This is a genomic window from Rheinheimera gaetbuli, assembly GCF_054781935.1.
Map to the genome: position 1 here is coordinate 267,754 of NZ_BAAGTL010000024.1, position 16,627 is coordinate 284,380.

At 51.9% G+C, this 16,627-nt stretch carries 17 protein-coding genes; 5 read left to right on the forward strand and 12 right to left on the reverse strand.

The features are described from left to right. Nucleotides 1-2: 2 nt before the first annotated feature. The 3 genes from ACYVIC_RS14975 to ACYVIC_RS14985 are packed head-to-tail and all read right to left on the reverse strand — an operon-like array spanning nt 3 to nt 4,015. Nucleotides 3-1,544: a phosphate ABC transporter substrate-binding/OmpA family protein gene (locus tag ACYVIC_RS14975; protein ID WP_460861244.1), complete on the reverse strand. Its 1,542-nt coding sequence runs from the start codon at nt 1,542-1,544 to the stop codon at nt 3-5. Beyond that, on the reverse strand, nt 1,541-2,302 hold the full coding sequence (locus ACYVIC_RS14980) for a vWA domain-containing protein (protein ID WP_460861246.1): 762 nt from the start codon (nt 2,300-2,302) through the stop codon (nt 1,541-1,543). The genes ACYVIC_RS14975 and ACYVIC_RS14980 overlap by 4 nt, the downstream gene beginning before the upstream one ends. A gap of 12 nt (nt 2,303-2,314) precedes the next feature. Continuing rightward, nucleotides 2,315-4,015 (reverse strand): ABC transporter substrate-binding protein, encoded by a 1,701-nt coding sequence (locus ACYVIC_RS14985; RefSeq protein ID WP_460861248.1) that lies wholly within the window; start codon nt 4,013-4,015, stop codon nt 2,315-2,317. 90 nt (nt 4,016-4,105) lie between these two features. Between ACYVIC_RS14985 and ACYVIC_RS14990 the strand changes: the two genes are divergently transcribed. From ACYVIC_RS14990 to fre, 4 genes are all read left to right on the forward strand, one after another. Continuing rightward, nucleotides 4,106-4,369, forward strand: a complete 264-nt coding sequence (locus ACYVIC_RS14990; RefSeq protein ID WP_460861252.1) for a DUF6471 domain-containing protein — start codon at nt 4,106-4,108, stop codon at nt 4,367-4,369. A gap of 135 nt (nt 4,370-4,504) precedes the next feature. Further along, complete coding sequence (gene ubiD / locus ACYVIC_RS14995; RefSeq protein WP_460861253.1) at nt 4,505-5,995, forward strand: 4-hydroxy-3-polyprenylbenzoate decarboxylase; 1,491 nt, start codon at nt 4,505-4,507, stop codon at nt 5,993-5,995. After that, nucleotides 5,992-6,270, forward strand: a complete 279-nt coding sequence (locus ACYVIC_RS15000; RefSeq protein WP_460861255.1) for a 2Fe-2S iron-sulfur cluster-binding protein — start codon at nt 5,992-5,994, stop codon at nt 6,268-6,270. Before ubiD ends, ACYVIC_RS15000 begins: the two co-directional genes overlap by 4 nt. 26 nt (nt 6,271-6,296) lie before the next feature. Beyond that, a complete protein-coding gene (gene fre / locus ACYVIC_RS15005; RefSeq protein WP_460861257.1) occupies nt 6,297-7,004 on the forward strand; it encodes an NAD(P)H-flavin reductase in 708 nt (235 codons plus the stop codon). Nucleotides 7,005-7,053: 49 nt separating this feature from the next. On the opposite strand, the gene ACYVIC_RS15010 is transcribed toward fre, so the two are convergent. After that, nucleotides 7,054-8,403, reverse strand: coding sequence for an energy transducer TonB (locus tag ACYVIC_RS15010; protein WP_460861259.1), 1,350 nt, complete (start codon nt 8,401-8,403; stop codon nt 7,054-7,056). Between the two features lie 161 nt (nt 8,404-8,564). On the opposite strand from ACYVIC_RS15010, the gene ACYVIC_RS15015 reads away from it, so the two are divergent. Continuing rightward, nucleotides 8,565-8,975: an acyl-CoA thioesterase gene (locus ACYVIC_RS15015; RefSeq protein WP_460861260.1), complete on the forward strand. Its 411-nt coding sequence runs from the start codon at nt 8,565-8,567 to the stop codon at nt 8,973-8,975. On the opposite strand, the gene ACYVIC_RS15020 is transcribed toward ACYVIC_RS15015, so the two are convergent. The 8 genes from ACYVIC_RS15020 to ACYVIC_RS15055 all read right to left on the reverse strand — a co-directional run bounded on the left by ACYVIC_RS15020 (nt 8,976) and on the right by ACYVIC_RS15055 (nt 16,626). After that, nucleotides 8,976-9,713, reverse strand: coding sequence for a hypothetical protein (locus tag ACYVIC_RS15020; RefSeq protein WP_460861262.1), 738 nt, complete (start codon nt 9,711-9,713; stop codon nt 8,976-8,978). Nucleotides 9,714-9,816: 103 nt separating this feature from the next. Continuing rightward, nucleotides 9,817-11,211 carry a cyanophycinase gene (locus ACYVIC_RS15025; protein ID WP_460861263.1) on the reverse strand — a complete coding sequence of 465 codons (1,395 nt, stop codon included), beginning with the start codon at nt 11,209-11,211 and terminating at the stop codon, nt 9,817-9,819. Nucleotides 11,212-11,553: 342 nt separating this feature from the next. Next, complete coding sequence (locus ACYVIC_RS15030) at nt 11,554-12,102, reverse strand: DNA-deoxyinosine glycosylase (protein ID WP_460861265.1); 549 nt, start codon at nt 12,100-12,102, stop codon at nt 11,554-11,556. Next, nucleotides 12,060-13,139 (reverse strand): heme biosynthesis HemY N-terminal domain-containing protein, encoded by a 1,080-nt coding sequence (locus tag ACYVIC_RS15035; RefSeq protein ID WP_460861266.1) that lies wholly within the window; start codon nt 13,137-13,139, stop codon nt 12,060-12,062. The genes ACYVIC_RS15030 and ACYVIC_RS15035 overlap by 43 nt, the downstream gene beginning before the upstream one ends. After that, nucleotides 13,136-14,257 carry a uroporphyrinogen-III C-methyltransferase gene (locus ACYVIC_RS15040; protein WP_460861267.1) on the reverse strand — a complete coding sequence of 374 codons (1,122 nt, stop codon included), beginning with the start codon at nt 14,255-14,257 and terminating at the stop codon, nt 13,136-13,138. Before ACYVIC_RS15040 ends, ACYVIC_RS15035 begins: the two co-directional genes overlap by 4 nt. Continuing rightward, nucleotides 14,254-15,018: a uroporphyrinogen-III synthase gene (locus ACYVIC_RS15045; RefSeq protein ID WP_460861269.1), complete on the reverse strand. Its 765-nt coding sequence runs from the start codon at nt 15,016-15,018 to the stop codon at nt 14,254-14,256. Before ACYVIC_RS15045 ends, ACYVIC_RS15040 begins: the two co-directional genes overlap by 4 nt. Then, a complete protein-coding gene (gene hemC, locus ACYVIC_RS15050; protein ID WP_460861270.1) occupies nt 15,015-15,944 on the reverse strand; it encodes a hydroxymethylbilane synthase in 930 nt (309 codons plus the stop codon). Before hemC ends, ACYVIC_RS15045 begins: the two co-directional genes overlap by 4 nt. 1 nt (nt 15,945) lies before the next feature. Then, nucleotides 15,946-16,626 (reverse strand): alpha/beta hydrolase, encoded by a 681-nt coding sequence (locus tag ACYVIC_RS15055; protein WP_460861272.1) that lies wholly within the window; start codon nt 16,624-16,626, stop codon nt 15,946-15,948. Nucleotide 16,627 lies beyond the last annotated feature (1 nt).

The following is a 16,627-nucleotide window of genomic DNA, read 5'->3' on the forward strand; positions in this document are numbered from 1 at the left end:
CGTTACAGCTGCTCGGTTAAGAAAATCAGTTCAACCCGCGGCAGGCGATAAAAATAACTGCGCTCAGTTTCGCCGGGTTGGCGCACTAACGGCTGCTTTCCACCCATGCCCAGCGTCCGCATGCGGTTGCCGGAAAAATTATGCGTCAGTTCCAGATAGCGGGCCACTGCATCGGCCCTGTCCTGTGATAACTGCCGGTTGGCTGCCGGGTCACCGCGCACGCCGGAATGGCCACGGATATCAATATAAAAATGCGGATAATGCGATAAGGTGGCGGCAATATCATCCAGCCGCGTTTTGTCATCCAGTGACAGCACATCACTACCGGAAGAAAAGTTAATCGCCCGCAGCTTTAACGTGCCCACTTCGCGCATATTCTGCCACTGGGCGTCAGTTAAAGCCGCATAGCTCTGGTGCGCCTGAGGCAGCGTATCGGCCGCGCTGGTAAAGCCGCTGCTGCTTTGCTGATACAGCTGATGCACAAAACTGCTGTTCAATAACCGGTAAGGATCTGCGTCCGGTAATGGGTTGCGGTTAAGGTCGCCGTAGTCGGTCAGTACCGAGATCACCGACTCAATGCTGCTGATCGCGGCTTCTTTCGACGGTACCTTAGCGTCGTGCGCCATCCAGATTAAGGCATTGTCGGTCAATGAAGCCCAGGCCACGCCTTTTACCATTGTTGCCACGTCTGTTTCGGCTAAGCCGGTATGTTGCATCAGCTCCTGTTGCAACAATTGTGGCTCATCCCGGTAACGCTTTAATACACGAAAATACTGTTGTAAAAACACCGTCACCAGCTCAGGCTTTTTCGCCACCAGTTCACGCTGTGCCACTAACACATCAACCACCATGCGCTCAGTTTGCTCTGTACCTATCAGGCGGTGAAATGCTGAGTCTTGCAGCGCGCGACTAACATCCGGCTCCCATAATACGGCAGCATCCACTTTACCCTGTTGCAATGCTTGTAACGCCTGAGCAGAACCTTCGGTTGCTACCAACCAAGGCTGCGACCGGGCCAGCGGCGGTAAGTCAAAATGCACCGCCAGCGACTTAGCCAGAAATTCACTGGGCGAAGATGGCGTTAGCGCCACTTTGATATTGCCGGTTTTTAAATCGTCCAGCGAGGCAAAACGTGCCTTCCGGGCAATAATGGCATCACCACCTTTAGACTCGTCTATCACACTGACAATCACCCCGGGGTAGCGCACAGCCTCGCCAGCCACTACATAGCTGTCTACCGTTGCTACGGCGAAATCAATATCACCTTGCTGCAACTGCTTCATTCGGCCCGGATAATCGGCGCCATCGTCAACGCACTCCAGGGCATAGCCCAGTTCGCGCAGGCGCTTTTTCAGCTCGGCCGAGCACAACGGGTAATAGCCCACCCAGGAGTCAACTGCAATGCGAATGCGGTCTTTGGCACCGGATGCGTCCGAGCTGGCTTTAAAGGCATTTTCCAGGTGTTGTTCTTTAAACAGGTAGTAACCACCTATCGCAATGGCGCCTAGCACAAACAAAACCACAGCAGAGCGGGCATGGTTCATTCGTTGTCCGTTCTATGGTAATCAAGCAGGCTATAATCATCGGCCTCCGCCAGCACTTGCGCCAGGCCGGCGTCTAGTTCTTCCGGGCTGCCAGCAGCGGCATAATAGGTTTGTCCGGGAATATTTAAGCTATGGCCTTCGCCGATACAAAAGCCTATGGTATGAATTTGCACCGGTGAATCGCGCAGGATTTGCCGCACAACTGACGCCGGATCTTCATTGCTGCTGGCTTCACCATCGGTCACGATAACCAGATGGTATTCACCATAACCCAGTTGCTTTTTTGCTTGCTCGGTCAGGGCTTTATAGCCAGCCTCAGCGGCTGAACGCAACGGCGTACCACCATTGGCCAGCACCCGCTTCACCGACTGCAGCAGCTGGCTTCTGTTTTGTCCTAATGCCACACGCTCCTGCGCGCCGTAGTGGTCAAACACATACAGACCAACGTTAGCCGTTGGCGGAATGCTGCTGATAAATTTACTTACCGCCGACTTTGCCACCACAATTTTTTCCTGCGATGAGGCACAGTTACGCTCTGACATAGAGCCGGAACCATCAAACACCAGATAATAATTTTGAGCCAACACATTGTCTGCCAAGGTCTGGCTCTGGCTGGCCTGCGGCCAGTCATAACGGGTGGAATCTAAAGCGTAACTTTGCAACGCCGGCCTGTCGGCACTGGCGTGGTCAACCGTCGGGACGCTAACCGGGCCACAACCAGCAAGACATAAAGCAGATAAAATTAATAAAGTTCTCATTGGCATCCTGCTCTAAAGAGGTTTAAACACGTCGGCTTCGGCTTCTACCTGAATGATGCGAAATACCACACGCATATTAGAACGCCATTCCTGCTCAGTTTTTGGCGCACAGGGATCATCACCACAAATACCGGTTTTCGGCAGTGCAATACCATGGCCCACCGTAACAAACTGACTGGCATCAAGTGCTAAGCCACGACTATTGGCATAGCTAATAATTTCACTGCGTACACTTTGCGCCCGGCTGAAACTTAAATTTTTCGCCGACTGTTTCACTCTGCCCAGTACTAACGCATTCTCATCGGCCTTTTTTTGCCGTAAATAGCCCATAGGGTCGGTATGGCCCTCTACCGTGATCAGCGCGCCACCATAGGTAGACGCCAGATTAAGCACTTTATCAAAGGCTTCTTTATACAGCTCCGCACTAAAGGCATTTTGGTTGGGCGCAAAATACACTTCAAACGAATACAATTCACCATCGGCCAGCGAACCTTGCTGTTGTTTGCGTGACACCACGGCGGCGGCCGCATTTTCATCAAAGCGCGCTGCCTCAACGACTTTCACTGCACCAATACCGCTACGCAGCAGCTCATAGTTCCAACTCTTAGCGGTTAGCGGCGCAGCACCGCTGGCCATCTGTAAAGCTTTTACCCCTGCCAGTGATTCTTCGGCAATCACCGCGAAACGGCGCAAGTCGGTGCTGCTGGAGAAAAACGCTTTATTGCCGTTAAATAGCGCCAGCGCCGCATCCTGATACAAGCCTTCAGCGTCTGCCGTTGCTGTTTCGGCGTCCAGCAACAAGCGGGCTGATGCGCGCAGCAAGCTGTTATAATCCTGCTTTTGTTGATTGCGCTGGCTAACCAGCGTAGCAACCTGTTCCTGCGCTTTTAATAAGCTGCTGACAAAAGCCTGTACTTTGTCCGGCTGCTGCTGCAAGTAATCACTGCGTACCGCATACACATCAACGATGACCTTATTAGCCGTTTTGGTCGACAGCAAAATGCGCGCACCTTTTACGGAATCTTCTGAACCGGTACCAACGGCACCGTTTGAGGTTAATGCCAACGCATCAGGAGTTATAACAAAGGCCGCATCGATGTCTTTAGTGCGCAACGCAGCCGCCGGCGAGTTATCACTACCGGTTAAATCTGCCACCCAGCGCAGGTTAACATCTTTTAGCGACATACCGGCATCTTGCAAAATACGCGTCAGGTAATCGACGTGCGGCCCATAAGCCTGCAGCACTATGGTCTTGCCTTTCAAATCAGACACGGTACGAATACTGTCTTTTACCACCAGGGCGTCACCACCGGCAGAATCTGACAGTTTAAAAATAACCACCGGCTTGGTTCGGCTGTCTTTGTTTAACACATCTGCGGCCATGTTCAGCATACCCATAGTGCCGCGCAGGTACGGGGTTTGGCCGCTAAGGTAGTTCGACAGTTGCGCGGCAAAAACATCTTCACGCGCCAGAGTGAAATCCAGTCCGGCAGCGCCAAACAAAGATTGCGGCGTGGTTTTTTGGCTATTGCCGTTGGCGTAGATGGTTGCCATATCAGCGCCCCAACTGATAATAGGTAACTGTTGCTGGCCTGGCTTAACTGCAGCTACCGGCGTTTTCACCACTTCCTGTAAAGGTTTAGGTTGAATATAATCCACCGCAAATAGCGGCGCACACCACAGCGTCATTAACATTACGCTTAACAATCTCATCGGCAGAACTCTCCGTAGTAAACCTACACCTTGATATGCAAATGTGTACCATGTATTTTAAATGTGGTCAATGTTATTCAGGTGTGCACTATGAGCAACAAATTATCACCTTGGAATTGTGTCGCCTCACGCCTGGTAAAGGCTGAGTTGCAAAAACGTGGCATTAAGTACACCGAGCTAAGCAACATGCTGGCCGAAATGGGTATACAGCAAAGTCCCGCTAACTTGCGCTCTAAATTAAGTAAGGGCATATTTTCTGCGAGCTTATTGCTACAGATATTTCATGTTATTGCTGCCGATATTAACCCCAACGAATTGGGCGTTATTCTGCGTGGTTGCGATAAATGTAATTAAGCGCTTCATTATCCTGCTGACGTAACTGCGTATTGGCAAAACTGGTCAGCGCGCAACAGAGCTGTATAATGGCGTTATTCTGATCGAAGTGGCATTAATGCCGTATTTATGCCCTTTTGCTGCTAACAGGCCACCATGAAATATAAAGACTTACGCGATTTTATTGCCCAGCTGGAACAGCGCGGCGAGCTGGTGCGGGTTACCGCTGAAGTAGACCCGGTGTTAGAGATAACCGAAATAGCCGACCGCACTTTGCGTGCCGCTGGCCCGGCGTTATTGTTTGAAAACGTAAAAGGCCACAGCATGCCGGTATTGGCTAACTTGTTTGGCACGCCACAACGGGTTGCTTTGGGCATGGGCCGGGAAGACGTAAGCGCGCTGCGTGAGGTAGGTAAGCTGCTGGCTTTTTTAAAAGAGCCAGAGCCACCAAAGGGTTTAAAAGACGCTTTCAGTAAATTGCCTTTGTTTAAACAAGTGCTGAACATGTCACCAAAGCAGGTTAAAAAGGCACCCTGTCAGGATATAGTGCTCAGTGGCGATGATGTCGATTTAACGCAGCTACCCATTATGACTTGCTGGCCCGGCGATGCCGCCCCGCTGATTACCTGGGGCTTAACGGTCACCAAAGGGCCGCACAAAGAGCGGCAAAACCTCGGCATTTACCGCCAGCAACTGCTTGGTAAAAACAAGCTAATTATGCGCTGGCTGTCACACCGCGGCGGCGCGCTGGATTTTTATGAGTTTCAAAAAGCAAATCCGGGGCAAAACTACCCGGCATCTGTCGCTTTAGGTGCCGACCCTGCTACTATTTTAGGCGCGGTAACGCCGGTGCCTGATACCTTATCTGAATATGGTTTTGCCGGCTTGTTACGTGGTGATAATACCGAAGTAGTGAAATGCATCAGCAATGATTTACAAGTACCTGCCAGTGCCGAAATTGTGCTGGAAGGTTATATTGCGCCGGGCGAAATGGCACCAGAAGGCCCCTATGGCGACCACACCGGTTACTATAACGAGGTAGACAACTTTCCGGTGTTTACTGTCACTCACATCACCATGCGTAAAGATCCGATTTATCACAGTACCTATACCGGCAGGCCGCCAGATGAACCGGCGATACTTGGCGTAGCATTAAATGAAGTGTTTGTGCCGATACTGCAAAAACAATTTCCGGAAATTACCGACTTTTACCTGCCACCGGAAGGCTGCTCGTACCGACTAGCAGTAGTTACCATGAAAAAGCAGTACCCGGGACACGCCAAGCGGGTGATGATGGGCGTGTGGTCATTTTTACGCCAGTTTATGTACACTAAATTTGTTATTGTTTGCGATGACGACATTAACGCCCGTGACTGGCAGGACGTAATTTGGGCCATTACCACCCGAATGGACCCGGCGCGCGACACCACTTTAATTGAGAGTACGCCAATAGATTATCTGGATTTTGCTTCGCCGGTATCCGGTTTAGGCTCCAAAATGGGTATGGACGCCACTAACAAGTGGCCTGGCGAAACCACGCGCGAATGGGGCGAACCTATAGTGATGGACGGCGCGGTTAAACAGCGGGTCGACGCTATCTGGGATAGCCTTGGCATACCGCTGCCAGCCAAGGATACCAAACTGTGAGCTATCTGGTGACCATAGCCCCTGCGCAACTGAGCTTTGCCGTGCAGGAAGGCGAAACGATACTGGCAGCAGCGCTACGCAATGGTATTGATTTCCCCAACCGTTGCCGCCAGGGCGTATGCACCAGTTGTGTTTGCAAACTAAAAAGTGGCGAGGTGCGTTACAACGAACCGCAACCATTAACCGAACTGGACAAACAACAGCAGTTTACCTACTGTTGTTTAGCCTACCCCAGTACTGATTTGGTGTTACACCATCCTTTTATCCGAAGCTAAGCACTAAGGTTATTGCGAAGAGCATTATGACAACTATTTCCTGTACCGTAGATTTAATTGAAGCCCTTACCCCAACAGTAAACCGCGTGCTGTTAACGCCGGCGCAACCGGTAAGTTTTAGCAGTGGCCAGTATTTGCAGTTATGCCTGAGTGACAGCGATAAACGGCCGTTTTCTATTGCCAGTATGCCGGGCCAGCGCCAGCTTGAGCTGCATATCGGTGGCAGTGTAGCCGACCAATATGCCAGCCAGGCTTTAGCGCACCTGTTACAACAACACCAATTACAACAGCCAGTGCAAGCCGAGGTGGGTTTAGGCAAGGCACAATGGCGCGCCGACAGCGAGCGGCCGCTAATTTTGCTGGCCGGCGGTACCGGTTTTTCGTATGTGTATAGTATTGCGCAAAGCATTGCCGCCGCTAACGTAGACCGGCCGGTATTTGTGTACTGGGGGGTGCGCGAACAAGCCGCGCTATACCACAGTGCCGTAATGCAGCAGTGGGCAGCACAAAACAGCAAATACCGTTTTATTCCGGTAGTACAACAGCCAGATGATAGCTGGCAGGGGCGCAGTGGCATGGTGCATGAAGCTGTGCTGGAAGACTTTGTCTCGCTGGAGGCATACGATATCTACGTAGCCGGCCCCTTTGCTATGGCTGGCGTAGTGCGGACTGCCTTTATCGAACAAGGCGCACACCGCGAACATATGTTCGCCGATGCCTTTGCTTATATTTAAAACTAAAAACGCCCTGAATGGGCGTTTTTTTAGTTACGGTACATTGCAACTACATAAACTGCTGTTTCATCTCTTTTGCCGGTGCATAGTTTTTCGCTATCGCCTGCTCCAACAACGCCATACCTTGTTCACGCTTGCCTTCGGTCATCAAACGAACTCCAGCCCAGGCCATCGTTTGCGGATCTTGCTGCAACACCAGATACTGCTCCCATTGCAAATCATAGCCTGCCATTATGCGCTGTGCTTGATGGTTACCATTACGGGCCGCTTGCTGCCACCAATAACGTCCGCTCAGGCCTGGCTCGATGGTATGCACCGGCATCACCGTCACAAGATTACTGCCATCTTCATCTGTACCTTTTACCTGATATAGATTTGCAGCATCGCCACCTGACAGCCGCGCACCAATTAATGAGCTAACGGCCTTACCCGGTAGCAACTCAACATCAAATTCCTGCTGCACTGTGCCACTGTCATCTACCTTTACCAGCGCCTTACCGTAAAAAGCTTTAGTGCTGATTTTTGGCGGCTGTTGCGGCGTAAAAATACTTAAATCAGGCATTGTCTGTGTTAATGCCGCTGAATGATCCAGCCGGAAGCGAGCCCGGCTTTGCAGACGACACAACTCGAGTAATGTTCCCAGCACCAACTGGTGCTCCGGCGAACCATTCACCGCATGCTGCCATAGTTGGTGTTGTTTAATCTGTGGTTCTACTTTGCTACAACTGTTATCCGGCCCGACAGATGGCGAATCACTAATCAAGTACTCCAGACTAACATAACCAAGTTGCTGCTGGTCACTTGCCGGAAATTTCCAGCGAGACAACGCCCGTCGCGACACCCTGCTAAACACCCGTGATGGGTATTCATCCAAGATGTCAATAGTGGCGACATTGCCATCTTTGTCGATAATAAAACGCATCGCCGAGTAACCAAATACGCCTTTAAACGCCGCTTCTTTCGGGTATACCGGATGCACTTTTTTTATTGGATCTGGCCGTGGCTCATTTGCAACGTAATCTGTAACCGGCAGGTTTATTACACGTTGCTGTTTTAACTCAACCAGGTATTGCGCTGCTTGCTGTAGCTGTTCTGCTGTGGCCTGCGGGCTGATTTGCTGCAAAATGACATCAGCTTGGCTATATCCCTGATCTGCCGCCAGACCGAAATAGGCAATCGCGCTGACGAGGTCCTGCGGTTGCCCCTCACCCTGATAGGCCATAGCGCCTAAATTGTATGCGGCAAGTTCATTACCCAGCGGCAATAGCCCGGCAAAATGCTGCTGTGCTTCCTCGTATTTCTTTTGCTCATAAGCTTTTAAACCGGCCAACATATCTGCCTGCGACGCACCGCTGGCAAACAATAAAATGACCCACCCTAGTCTTTTGCTTAGTTTCATCTTCAGCCTCCTGTCGTAACAATGGCATTACCGTAACCAACAAAGACACAAATGTAAAATATTAATTAAATAACGCTACAAAAATGCATTAAGTCTATTCTGGTTTGGCCAGTTAAACTATGCCACAATCATTGCACCTGAATTAAGCACAGAGCCCGAGCATGACACACAAAACCCTAATTAAAGTACGCGGTTATCATTTAGATATTTATCAGCATGTGAACAATGCCCGTTATCTGGAGTTTCTCGAAGAAGCGCGCTGGGGTTATCTGGAAGACAGCGGCGATATTGACTGGTTTGCCAAGCACAATCTGGCATGGGTGATTGTGAATATTAATATTAACTACCGGGTAGCTGCGACGATGGGCGATACACTGGAAGTGTTTACCCGCTTTAGCAAAGTCGGCGGCAAAAGTGCGGTGGTCACCCAGGAAGTGCGTATTGCCGGCAAAGATGCTGTTGCCGCCGATGCCCAGGTAACCTTTGTTTGTCTGGATCAGAAAACCGGCAAAGCGGTGACCATTGAAGGCGAGCTAAAAGCCCGCTTAGAGCAGCATATTGCTGAGGCCTGATTAGCGCTTACTGTGTTTTTCCAGCGCCTGTTTTAGCAGGTCGCTGGTCTTTTCTTCATCACCGCACGGCACTATTGGGTTGGCGGCCATTAAAGCTTCAAAACCATCTTTAGTTGGATCAGCGATGCGGCAACCGCCCTTAATACGGATAAGCTGTATACCATCACCCAATTGCGCTACAACCTGCTGCGCCGGATCATTGCTTAGCTCTTGATGGCGCTTTTCTACCGTCAATTTCGGCTGTTGCTGCGCCTTTAACAACTGCTGGTAATTGGCCGCTGCGGCTTGTTCAATCGCAACAGGGTCGACGGTTGCTGCGCGGTTAAATGCCCGTTGGGCCAGGCTCTGTCGCGGTGCGGTTGCAGTGTGTTCAGCACTACGTTTGTCTGCGCTGTCAGGCAAGGGCGCTGCAGCACTTTGCTGCTGGCTAGCCGGCCTTTGCTCTACAGCTACGGCAGGCGGTACGGTATTCGCGGGTGTAGACTGAACCACTTCAGGCGCTACGGTGTTTTCTGTGACGGGTGGCTGTGTTTCGGCCGATGCTGGCTTTGGTGGTTGGTATAAATACGACACTATTGGCTCAGATACTGCCGGCTCAGTAAGCGGCGGTTTGGCCAACGGCGCAAATTCAGTTTGCAGCAACGCCGCCAGCAGCACGGCATGCAGCAGTAATGCCAGTAAAGCCGGCCGGCCATATGTTTGGCTAAATGAATTTAACGCGCCGCGAATATCAGACAAAAAATTGCCGTCCCTGCTGTTGCTGTGATTTAGTCAGCATCAGACCAGCGGGACAGCAATAAATTCCGCTATCGCAGTAACTTAGCTGCGATAGCGTTTAAGCTTAGTACGGATTGGTCGGGCTATAGAAATTACCGCTGCGGCCATCGATACTCAGCCTGGTCGGATTTACCGCCGTGCTGTTGTTCAACAGGTTGTAGCTTTGGTCAGGCAGCAGTTTATAGCGCAGCAGGTTGTTAATAATAACCGGCTGGCCACAGCTGGTTTGCTGGTACTGGGTTTGGCTGTCGGCGCGCAGCACATACACTTCGTGGCTACCATCTACCACACCATTACCGTCTGCAGTTACAAACAACGATGTCGCCTCTGACACGGCTACTACGCGTCCAGTGCTACCCAGTTTGGCCTGAAACACAGCCGAACGGCCCATGCGGTCACGCTGTTTAAAGTGGGTGTCGGTAATAATGCCACTTAGCAGCGGGATGCTAAGGAAGTTATTGCTGATATTGATTGTTTGATGGCAAAAATCGGTTACAGCTTCTGAACTAATCGCACCCAGTACACCATCCGGGTCGTAAATAAACTGGCCCAGTACATGATTACCGGCAGAAGTGCCGCCTACCGCACCGCCTTTGTTATAAACATGCATTAATGCATCCTGTACTTTAGTGCCCTGCCACTGGTTCAGATAATCAGATTGGTCGCCGCCGGCAATAAACACAAACTCGGCACTGCGAATGGCCCAGTCGACATAGTCACTGTTGGCCTTAGTGCGGGTGTTTACAATTAAGGTTTCTACCGAAGCCGCGTTGGTAAGCCCTTGCAGGTAGTCGTTGTAGGCTGCGGTGCCGGACGCACGCAGTACTACGATATTGCCGCCCTGAATATGCGGCGCAATGCGGTTAGCAAAAGCGGCATCAACATCTGCGCCGCCGCCCATTAACAGCACCGCCGGGCTACTCAGGCTGACGCAAACATCGCTGGCGCTGCCAAGCAGGGTTGCCGACAAACCGCCCGGCTTAGCTGGCCGTGGGCCATAGTTACAGTTTTCTGGCTCTGGATCGGGTTCCGGATCGGTGCCACCACCGCTACCGCCAGCGAAGTTTACCGTCAGTTGATAATTGCCGGTGCCACTGTAACGGGTTACCTTAATAAAATGTGGCCCGGCCGGTGACGCAACATAGCTACCGGTTTCCGGGTTGGCGCTGCTTTGGCCTGAGGCAATATAGCTGCCACTGGCGCGATAGAGGAACCAATCAAAATCAGCATTATTGCCATGGCTTAAACTGACGCTGATATCACCGGTTGAGGTAGTATCAAAGGCATACCAGTCCTGATCGGTACGGCTGCCTATTGCTGCCTGTACCGCCACGCCGCTGCATAGCGGGCCATCCGCCGCGCCTTCGCTGTTGTTATTTTCGCTTTCTTGTTGCAAACAGGCCTGCGCATTGCCACATAGCAAAAGCGCAACTACGCCTAACAGACTTAGTGCTTTCATTTTTAACTTCCTGCTTATTGTAATGTTTTAGGAAAAAGGCCAAACGGCCACAGCATTTTGCTCAGCACAAGGCCGGGCAAAAAATTTGGGTATTAGCTGAAGGGGAAATGGCTACTCGTCGAACCACTCTGACAGGTGATAGTCTGTTGAACAGTCGTGCAGGTTTGCAGGCCGGGCGACCCACTGCTGATAGTTTCCAGCGCTGCAGACAAATGTTGGCATAACACAGTCACATGACAGTTCAATTACCAATCAATATTGTTTGCAGCGCCGCTTCTGTCAAGAAAATAACCGGTCTCATGTAAAAAAAACCAACACGTCCCGAAAAAAACCAAGCAGACATTAGCGTAAATAAGCGCTAAGTTGTTGCCATTGTTGCAGTTTTTCGTTAAAACTAAGCGCGGCGTGCGCCGGGCTGGTAGAGGGTAAGCTAAGTAGTTGCAGCTGCGGCGGGACTATGCCGAGCGGCAATACGTGGCGCTTAAAACTTTGCAGGGCTTTGGCACCGTTAAAGCCGATAGCCAACAGCTGAGGTTGGGCGGCGAAGAAAGCGGCGAAGTCATTTACCTGTTCATCACGAATCGCGCTGTCCAGGCTGCCGGCTCGCCGGCAACTGCTAATCACGTCCCACAATGCCACACCACTTGCTTGCAAGGCCTGCACTCTGTCTGCATAAGGTAATGCCAGCGTAAAGCCGAGCAACTGCGCCATAATCGGCCACAAAGTATTACGCGGGTGGGCATAGTATTGCTGCTGCGCCAACGAGACTGCGCCGGGCATACTGCCAAGAATTAATACCCTGGCATTAGCGCCGGCAACAGGCGCCAGGCCAGTTAGCGGATCTGACATCAGGCTTTTAACGACGGCTCGTATTGCCGGGCTTTTTGCCACGCCAGTGCCGCTTGTTCCGTTTCGCCTTCTTCAGCGGCCATATAAGCTAGTAACGCATACAAATAACCATTGGTTGGCTGCTCATGCAGCCAGCCCTGAACCTGTTTTCTTAGTTTAAGTACACTGCGCCCTAACGGGATCTGGCGTAAGAAAGGTAGCGTTTGCGCTAACTCAGCCAGTTGCAGCTGACTTAACAACAGCTTTTCGGCCGCGTCTGTCTGGCCACTTTGCGCCAGCGCCCAGGCCCGGCCAATGTTGGCAGCGGTAGACTTACGCTCTTTAGATGGTAAAGCCTGCCAGTAATCTGCAGTTTCATCAAAACGCTGCTGTTGGCTAAGCTGACTTATCGCGGCCGGATATATATTAAAACGTTGCTGCGCCCAATTGCTTTTATCAAACCATTGTTGTTTTAACGCTACAGGCACCAGTTGCAATAACTGCTGCCATTGCCCGGCTTGTTGCAATGCATGCAAATACAACTGCCCCAAACCTTTATCATCAATACCGGCTTGCACCCGCTCGGCCAGTAACACGCAAGCCTGGCCAGCCTGGCCTTGTTGCAACAATAAATCGGCTTGCAAAAACAGACCGCTATCGCTTTGTTGTAGTTGCTGTGCATGCTGGTTAGCCGCGCTAACATCACCCGCGTAAAATGCTGCATAGGCCGCTATCAGATGTTTTTGCGTTGCCATAAATTCATCGGCACAAGCTTGTTGCAAATGCTGACTGGCTAGTTGCCACTGCTGCTTGGCGTAGGCCTCAAGCCCAAGCTCAAAGGCCTGCTGTGCTTTACGTTCACGGCGCCAGCGTAGAAAGTTAAACGACACATGCTGCAAACGAAACAGTTTTCGTAACAACCAACTGGCTAGCCACAGCATAAACATTGCCGCGATACCAAGTAATGCCAGCCCCAGCAGAGTAGTTTCAAATACCTTGCCCGCCACTATTACTTTGACATAACCGGCGTTATTAATAAGCAGCGGACCAAGCCACATTGCTGCAGCCAGGGCCAGTACCAGCAGCAGAAGCCGCATCATAAGCCTTCTCCCGCCAGCTGTTGGATATACTGTTGTAATTGCGCCGGGCTGCTAAGAGCGCTAAGCACAGGCGGCGTAATATCCACGCGGGCCAGTTCGGTTAGTTGCGTACTAAACTGCTGTACCGCGTTGTCATTGGCACTGAAATAACGCTGTAGCTGATCGCTGCTATGTTGCAATGCCGCCACATACACCTGCGGCTGTTGTTGCATCACCGCCAGTTGTGCTAATTGCAATTGTTGCTGCATCGCTATACGCAGCATCAGCTGTTGCGTGCTGGTTAGCTCAAAATAATCTTCCGGCATCGCGTCTCTGGGGTTTAGCAGCCCCTGCCAGGTACTATGCCAATGATAGGCCAGTGTCGCCCGCCAGTTTTGCAGTGTAGCCTCTGGTGCCACAACGGCTGCCTGCGCTGTCTGCTGCTTTAATGGCAGCAACATGGTCTGTTGGCGCAGTTGCTGTAACTGTACATGCAGTTTACTGACATCGGGCGTTACCACTGCCTGCAATTGACGTAAATCAACGGCTATTGCCTGGCGCACCGGCAGCAATGAAGCATCATCCAGGCTGGCCAGCTTTTCATCAGCACTGTGCAGTAAGGCGATAGCCGTGGCGATGTCCTGTTGTAACCAAACTTTTTGCGCAGCCAGTTTTAGCTGATGCTCTACTTCGGCCAGCAGCCAATGTCGCGGTGGCGCACTGTCACGCGTCTGCACCAGTTGCCGTACAGCCTGTAACTGCGCGGACACTTGTGCAGCCTGCTGTTGCTGTTGTTGTGTTAAGTTTTGTTGTAATTGGCTTAGCTGCTGTTGTTGAGTGTTTTGTAAATTTTGCTGCAACTGACGATTTGCATCCTGCAGCTGCTGATTTTGTTCAGACACTTGTTGCTGCTGTTGCTGCAGTGCCTGCACTTGTTGTTGCACTTGCTGCCACTGTGGCCAGGCCCAGTAATAGCCGCCAGCGGCCAGGGAGGAACCCAACGCCACCACTAACAATAAACTTAACCCGCCACTAAAACTACCGCTACTGCGCTGTACCGGTTGCTCGGCATTCATCTGCTGTTTTAGTTGCTCCAGCGGCGCTTCAACATCATTTGCGCGCTCTAAGGTGTCACTCATTGATATTCCCTCTTCAGCTGGCTGATAGCGCTTAGCAGCGCCCAGTCATTGGCATTATCTGCCAGTATAATATGTTGCTCTGCAATACCCAGAGCCAGGGCACTGTCACGCATCCGCGGGCTAACCAGAATAAAGTCACGCTGCGTCAGCCAATGGTGATGCTCTTTGGGCACAAGCGTAAACAGCTGCTGTAAAATTTCATTGCTGGTAGCCACAATACAACGAATACCCGCCAGCTGCCACTGCTGGCACAGTAGCTCGCCGTCCAGCGGCAAGGCCACTCTTTTATAACTTTGCACATAGCGCACTGCTGCGCCACGGGCAACTAAACCCTGCTTAATCAGCTCGCGGCCGGCATTACCGCGTACCACAACAATGTTCTTTCCAGCTAATTGCTGCAGCTGTGGCAACAACAACAGGCCTTCACTACGTTGATCGTCCGGTACGCTAACCTCGCGGCCAAGCCAGCGCTGCAGCGCCATAGCTGTAGTTTGCCCTACGGCAAATAACGGTGCCTGTAGCAAGGCTGCTTCCAGCTGATTTTGCAAACTAATAACAGCGCTTACACTGACAAAAATAACAGCATCCGCCTGCTGCAGCTGTTGAATATCATAGGGTGTGATATTAACCTGCGCCGTGGTGATCAGCGGCTGGTATAAATAGCCAGCACCGATTTCATCCAAAGCCGCCAGTAAATTATCTGCCTTACCGGCCGGCCGGGTAATTAAAAACGGGATGCTGTGCGCCGTTTGCTCTGTCATGGCGCCGCCTGATATACCGCCTGTAAAATCCGGCCTGCACCCTGTGCCAATAAATGCTCTGCCAGCGCAGTGCCTAACTGTTCTGCCTCGGCAACCGGGCCACGCAATTCATGGCGGATAATTTCACTGCCATCGACCGCGCCAACTAAACCGCGCAGCCACAGGCTGTCACCGCTGATTTCGGCATAGGCGCCAATAGGTACCTGACAGCCGCCCTGCAATTTACGGTTCATCGCCCGCTCGGCCAGCACGCAGCTGCGGGTAAGCGCATGCTCCAGCGGTGCCAGCAATTGCTGTACCGCGATATCATCACTACGACATTCAATACCTACTGCACCCTGGCCGTTGGCAGGCAAGCTCAGCGCTACCGGCAACAGGCTGGCAATACGCGCTTCAAAGCCCAAGCGGATAAGACCGGCAGCCGCGAGAATAATAGCGGCGTATTCGCCGTTATCTAACCTGGCCAGCCGCGTATTCACGTTACCGCGTAAATCACGCACGGTAAGATCCGGCCGCAACGCTTTTAACTGGCATTGCCGGCGTAGGCTGGAGGTGCCCACTACCGCGCCCTGCGGCAGTTCAGCTAAAGATTTAAACTGATTCGAGACAAAGGCATCCTGCGGATTTTCCCGCGGGCAAATGGTATGCAGCATTAAGCCTGGCGGAAACTCCACCGGCACATCTTTCATACTGTGTACGGCGATATCGGCGCGGCCGTCCAACATGGCTTGTTCCAGCTCTTTCACGAACAGGCCTTTGCCACCAATTTTAGCCAGCGGAGTATCAAGAATTTTGTCACCCTGGGTCGACATGGGTACCAGCTCAACGTTCAGCTGCGGATGATGGCGCAGCAGTTCAGCTTTTACGTACTCAGCCTGCCACAGCGCCAGCGCACTTTTGCGCGTTGCAATACGGATTAAGTTCATTTTAGTTGGTTACCTGAGTCAGTAAACGCCGTTGGATAAAGCTGCTGATGTCAGCCACTTCCTGCGCGCAAACACTGTGCTGCATGCGGTAGTCATGCCAGCTAACGTTAAAACCGGCATTTTTCAGTGTATGAAACGCCTGCTGACCGGCCGCCATCGGTACCACCGGGTCCTGACTGCCGTGCGCTACCAACACCGGCGTCGCTTTGTTACACGTGTTGCTTTCGTCTTTCAGTTTGTCCGGCGCGCACATGTAGGTAGACAACGCCATTACGCCGGCCAGCTTATACGGTAAGCGCGGCAGTAAATGCAGCGCTATCACACCACCCTGACTGAAACCGGCCAGAATAATGCGTTCGCTGCTGATGCCATCGCTAATCAGCTTATCCAGCAACTGTTGCACTGCCGCTGCAGACTCACGCACCCCGTCTTCATCAGCACGGTTGCTTAAATCCATGGTTTTAATATCGTACCAGGCGCGCATCCGCATGCCGCCATTTACCGTTACCGGCCGCTCGGGGGCATGCGGAAATAAAAACCGCACACCGGCGTCTGCCGGCAAGCGCAGCTCAGGTACGATAGGGGCAAAACCGTGGCCAGAATCGCCAAGGCCGTGCAACCACACCACTGCCGCACGGGGTTCGCCCTGTGCCTTAACATCAACAAAAGGAAGTAACGCCATT